This window comes from Citreimonas sp. (assembly GCF_042096055.1).
GTDB lineage: Bacteria > Pseudomonadota > Alphaproteobacteria > Rhodobacterales > Rhodobacteraceae > Citreimonas.
The window spans coordinates 1-5,338 of record NZ_JBELMH010000133.1 but is presented as its reverse complement, the minus strand read 5'-3'; the positions used below and the strand labels follow the sequence as shown (position 1 = coordinate 5,338).

At 68.3% G+C, this 5,338-nt stretch carries 7 protein-coding genes; all 7 read right to left on the bottom strand.

Translation table 11 applies throughout. The features are described 5' to 3' along the window. A partial coding sequence (locus tag ACFDTC_RS17350) for an arylamine N-acetyltransferase (protein WP_375260132.1) occupies nt 1–457 on the bottom strand: 457 nt, incomplete at its 3' end. Nucleotides 458–558: 101 nt separating this feature from the next. Beyond that, nucleotides 559–1,104 (bottom strand): translation initiation factor IF-3, encoded by a 546-nt coding sequence (gene infC, locus ACFDTC_RS17345; RefSeq protein ID WP_375260133.1) that lies wholly within the window; start codon nt 1,102–1,104, stop codon nt 559–561. 114 nt (nt 1,105–1,218) lie between these two features. Further along, on the bottom strand, nt 1,219–2,076 hold the full coding sequence (locus ACFDTC_RS17340) for a ferredoxin--NADP reductase (RefSeq protein WP_375260131.1): 858 nt from the start codon (nt 2,074–2,076) through the stop codon (nt 1,219–1,221). 101 nt (nt 2,077–2,177) lie between these two features. Then, entirely contained in the window at nt 2,178–2,561 is a 384-nt protein-coding gene (locus ACFDTC_RS17335; RefSeq protein ID WP_375260130.1) for a DUF934 domain-containing protein, read from the bottom strand. A 20-nt stretch (nt 2,562–2,581) separates the two neighbouring features. Continuing rightward, nucleotides 2,582–3,370 (bottom strand): phosphoadenylyl-sulfate reductase, encoded by a 789-nt coding sequence (locus ACFDTC_RS17330; RefSeq protein WP_375260129.1) that lies wholly within the window; start codon nt 3,368–3,370, stop codon nt 2,582–2,584. Then, the gene (locus ACFDTC_RS17325) at nt 3,360–5,033 is read right to left on the bottom strand and encodes a nitrite/sulfite reductase (RefSeq protein ID WP_375260128.1); all 1,674 of its coding nucleotides are present in this window, start codon (nt 5,031–5,033) and stop codon (nt 3,360–3,362) included. The genes ACFDTC_RS17330 and ACFDTC_RS17325 overlap by 11 nt, the downstream gene beginning before the upstream one ends. Before the next feature lie 11 nt (nt 5,034–5,044). Next, the coding region (locus tag ACFDTC_RS17320; RefSeq protein WP_375260127.1) for a DUF2849 domain-containing protein at nt 5,045–5,338 on the bottom strand (294 nt) is incomplete at its 5' end.

Below are 5,338 nucleotides of genomic sequence, written 5' to 3'. Positions count from 1 at the left end.
CGGCATCGTCGCGCAGCACGTAGGTGCCGTTCGGGGCGTGCTGCGGAGCGTCGGCGTCGCGCCGCAGCGGCACCAGCGGCGCGGGCCCGCCGAAGCCCGCGTCCACCAGCCAGACGATCCCGTCGATGGCGACCTCGAGCGCCAGATGCGTGCGCGGCCCGCCCGAGGGCTTGCCCATGCGCACGCGCGCCAGCGCACGGCGCGGCGCGAACCCCAGCGCAAGCAGCGCGGCCTCGAGCAGCAGGTTCAGCTCGTAGCAATAGCCGCCGCGTCCGCCATGGACCAGCTTGGCGGCGATCGAGTCGAGCGACAGGTCCGGCGTGAACCCCAGCAGCGGGTCGATCGCCTCGAAGGGGATGGCGCGCATCTGCGCGGCCTGCAGCAGCGCCAGACCAGACGCGGAGCGCGGGCAATCGGCCAGGCCCACGCGGTCGAGATAGGCGGAGAGGTCGAACAACGCGGGCTCCTGTCTTGCGCCGGCGGCGGTGCCACAAAAAAAGGCCTGCGCAGCGGCGCAAGCCTTTGTCGTCCGGTCCGTCCGGTTCGCCGGGCGTCGGGTTACTTTGTCACGGGGCCGATCATCATGATCATCTGACGGCCTTCCATCTTCGGCATATTCTCGACCTTGCCGAGATCCTTGACGTCCTCGGCCACGCGTTCCAGCAGATCGCGGCCCAGATCCTGGTGCGCCATCTCGCGGCCCCGGAAGCGCAGGGTGATCTTCACCTTGTCGCCCGCCTCGAGGAACCGCAGCACGTTGCGCATTTTCACGTCGTAGTCGTGCGTGTCGGTGCCGGGGCGGAACTTGACCTCTTTGACCTCGATGGTCTTCTGCTTCTTGCGGGCTTCGGATTCGCGCTTCTGCTGTTCGTACTTGAACTTGCCGAAATCCATGATCTTGCAGACCGGAGGATTGGCGTTCGGCGAAATCTCGACGAGGTCGAGTCCGGCCTGCTCCGCCAGCTCCATGCCGCGGGCGGGCGACACGACGCCGACGTTCTCGCCTTCGGCTCCGATGAGACGAATTTCCTGGGCCCGGATGCGGTCGTTGACGCGGGGGCCGGTGTCGCGCGTTGGGGGCGCGTTGTGGGGTCTGCGGGCTATGGGTTTGCTCCGTTGTGGTGTCTGTATCTGCAGAAGCGCAAAGTAAACTTGAGAAGGTCGCGATTCAAGCGTCAAATCGGGCGCGCGGCGCACCGAAGCGGCCGCGCGCGGGGGTCAGTCGAGGAACGCCTTCTCGACCACGTAATGCTTCGGGTCCGAATTCGCGCCTTCCTCGAGCCCGTATTCCTCGAGCATGGCCTTCAGTTCGAGGTTGAAGGCGAGGTTGCCGCAGATCATCGCGCGGTCGGTTTCCGGGCGCGGCGCCTCGACGCCCAGGTCGGCGAAGGCTTCGCCCGAGCGCATGAGGTCGGTGATCCGGCCCATCTTCGCGCTCTGCTCGCGGGTCGTGGTCGGGTAGTAGCGCAGCTTCTCGTGAAAGCCCTCGCCCATCAGTTCCGCCAGCGTCTCGTCGGTGCGGATATGCTCGATCAGGTCGCGGCCATAGGCCAGTTCGCCCACTTCGCGGCAGGTATGGGTCAGGATGACCTCGTCGTAATCCTCGTAGGTCTGCGGGTCGCGCAGCAGCGACGCGAAGGGCGCGATGCCGGTTCCGGTGGCGAACAGCCACAGCCGCTTGCCCGGCAGCAGCGCGTCGTGGACCAGCGTGCCCACGGGCTTGGGGCGCAGGATGATCTCGTCGCCCACGGCGATGTGCTGCAGGCGCGAGGTCAGCGGGCCGTCCTGCACCTTGATCGAGTAGAACTCGAGCTCGTCGTCCCAGGACGGCGAGGCGATGGAATAGGCGCGCAGCAGCGGCTTCTCGCGTCCGGTCTTGGGGTCGTCCTGCATCAGGCCGATCATCACGAATTCGCCCGATCGGAAGCGCAGGCTGGCGGGCCGCGTCACGCGGAAGGAGAACAGCCGGTCGGTCCAGTGCGTCACCTGCGTGACGGTCTGGGCGTCGGGCATCGCCTTCGTCTTCGGCGCGGTCTGCTGGGCTTGGGCGTTCGTCACGGGCGTCATCTCTGTCATGGTCCTGCGCCGCGGTCATGCCACGGCGTCCCTGTATTAGCGTTGATCTGTGTCAGGCGAAACCGCATGCGCGGCCTTCCGGCGCGGACGGCGCGCGGGCGTCAGGCCTGCGTCCTGCGGGCCCCCAGCCGCGCCTGGTAGTCATGCGCGCGCCAGTCGGCGCGGAACTGCCACTGCTCCTCGGGCTGGCGGGCGGCCAGTGCCTCGTCGATCTCGACCTCGTCGAAGCCGGCGCGGCGCGCCATGGCGTACTGGTCGGCGATCACGTGGCCGGCGGCGCGCAGCCGGCCGGTGAAGCCGCGCAGCCGCAGCAGCCGCGCGAGCGTGAAACCGCGCCCGTCGGCGGACGACGGGAAGGCGATGCGCACCAGTGCCTCGTTCGGGATCGCGGTCAGCGTCGCGGGGTCGGTGTCGGACGGCAGGTCGCGAACCTCGCCCTGCCAGTGATCGGGCGCAAAGCCCTGGTCGGTCACGATGACACTCATCGAAGGCTCCTGTTGTCGGGTCATGACGCGCCGCGCGTGGCGCGGCCATTCACGAAATGAATTCCGCACTCGTCCTTGTTCTGCCCGCGCCAGCGGCCGGCGCGCGGATCCTCGCCGTCGGCCACCTTGTCGGTGCAGGGCCGGCAGCCGATCGACGGATAGCCCTGCGCCACCAGCGGATGGCGCGGCAGGCGGTTCTCGTCCATGTAGGTGCGCACGTCGCCGGGCGCCCAGTGGACCAGCGGGTTGACCTTGATGCGGCCGGTCGCCTCTTCGTATTCGAAGAAGTCGAGCGTCGCGCGGCCCTGGCTCTGGTACCGCTTGCGCCCGGTGATCCAGCCGTCGAACCCGGCCAGCGCGTCCTCGAGCGGGACGGTCTTGCGCAGTGCGCAGCAGGCATCGGGGTCGCGCAGGTGCAGCGCGCCGTATGGATCCTGCCGGGCGATTTCGGCCGCGTCTGCGCGCAGCACGCGCACGTCGCGCAGGCCCAGCTTCTCGGCCACGTCCTGCTGGTAGACCAGCGTCTCGGGGAACAGCATGGCGGTGTCGAGGAACAAAACCGGCGTCGCGCGGTCCACCATCGCCACGAGGTGCAGCAGCGCCACCGATTCCGCGCCGAAGCTGGAGACCATGGCGATGTCGCCGGCGACGCGCTCGGTCAGCACCGCGCGCAGCACCGCCGTCGCCCCGTGGTGGCGAAAGCGCGCGTTCAGCGCCTCGACGCGCGCGCGCAGCTCTGCCGCCCGGTCGGGGTCACCGACCGGGCGTGCTTCCGCGTCCTTGCCGAAGGGCCGGGTTTCAGGCCGCATCGGCCCGGGCCTTTCCGGTCTCGTCGTAGAGGGCGTGCTTGAACGGCTCCATCCCGATGCGGCGGAACGTGTCGATGAAGCGTTCGTCGGCGTTTTCGCGATGGTCGAGATAGGCATCGACGATCCTCTCGATGGCGGGGACGATCTCGTCGGCCGAGAAACCGGGCCCGGTGCGCTGACCCAGCGCCGCGGTCTCGGTGTGATCGCCGCCCAGCGTGATCTGGTAGTTCTCGACACCCGCGCGGTCGAGGCCGAGGATGCCGATATGGCCCACGTGGTGATGGCCGCAGGCGTTGATGCAGCCCGAGATCTTGATCTTCAGGTCGCCGATCTCGTGCTCGGTCTTCAGGTCCTCGAACCGCGTGGCGATCTGCTGCGCGATCGGAATCGACCGCGCGGTCGCCAGCGCGCAGTAATCCATGCCGGGGCAGGCGATGATGTCGCTGATCTTGCCGATGTTCGCAGTCGCAAGGCCATGCGCCTTCAGCGCCTTGTGCACCGCCGGAAGATCGGCGCGGTGCACGTGAGGCAGCACCACGTTCTGTTCGTGGCTGATGCGCAGCTGGTCGTGGCCGTAGCGCTCGGCCAGGTCCGCCATCACGCGCATCTGCTCGGCCGAGGCGTCGCCCGGCGTGGCGCCATGGGCTTTGAGGCTGATCTGCGCGATGGCGTAGCCCGGCGCCCGGTGGCGCGATATGTTGCTGTCGACCCAGGCGCGGAACACCGGGTCGGTGGCGTAGGCCGCGTCGAAGGCATCCGCGGGCCGGTCGTCGAAGACCGGCGGGGCGAAGGCCGCCTCGATCTGCGCCAGCATCTCCTGGTCCTCGCCGGTGAAGGCGGGGCGGAGTTCGTCGAAGCGCGCCTCGACCAGTTCGCGGATCGCGTCGATGCCATGCTCGTGCACGGTAATCTTGATGCGCGCCTTGAACTTGTTGTCGCGGCGGCCCAGCAGGTTCCAGACTGACACGATCGCCTCGAGGTAAGGCAGCAGGTCCTCGCGCGGAAGGAAGTCGCGGATCACCTTGCCGATCATCGGCGTGCGGCCCAGGCCGCCGCCCACGATGACCTCGAAGCCGGGCTGCCCGTCCCGCTCGACCATGCGCAAGCCAATGTCGTGCGCCTTGGTGACAGCGCGATCATTGGGCGAGCCGGTGATCGCAATCTTGAACTTGCGCGGCAGGAACTGGAACTCCGGATGGTCGGTCGACCATTGGCGGATCAGCTCGGCGACGGGGCGTGGATCGGCGATCTCGTCCGCGGCGGCACCGGCGAAGTGGTCGGCGGTCACGTTGCGGATCGTGTTGCCCGACGTCTGGATGGCGTGCATCTCGACCTCGGCCAGCGCGTCCAGCATGTCCGGCACGTCCTTCAACGTGGGCCAGTTGTACTGGATGTTCTGCCGCGTGGTGAAGTGGCCATAGCCCTTGTCCCAGCGCTCGGCGATGTAGGCGAGCTGCCGCATCTGCGCGCTGCGCAGCGTGCCGTAGGGAATGGCCACGCGCAGCATGTAGGCGTGCAACTGCAGGTACAGCCCGTTCATCAGGCGCAGCGGCTTGAACTCGTCCTCGGTCAGCGAGCCGTCGATGCGGCGCGCGACCTGCTGGCGGAACTGCGCGTTGCGTTCGGCGACGAAGGCCGCGTCGAAATCGTCGTAGCGGTACATGGGTGTCTCCATCAGGCCCGTTCGGCCTGTTTTCCGAGGAAGTAGTTGGACGGTCCGGTGCGGCGGAAATCCTCGCGGAAATGCGCGGGCTCGAGGCCGTCGTCGCCCTGCCGCACGTCGGCCAGATAGGCGCCGACGATCTCGGACGGCCGGGCCTGCGCGTCGAGCAGGCGCAGTTGCGCATGCGCCTCGTCGGTCAGCACCTCGGCCTCGCGCAACTCGCGCGTCCAGGTGTCGGCGTCGGTCAGGTAGATCACGTCGCCCTCGAGCAGGGCGTTGCCGGTGACCACCTTGGGCGTGAAGGG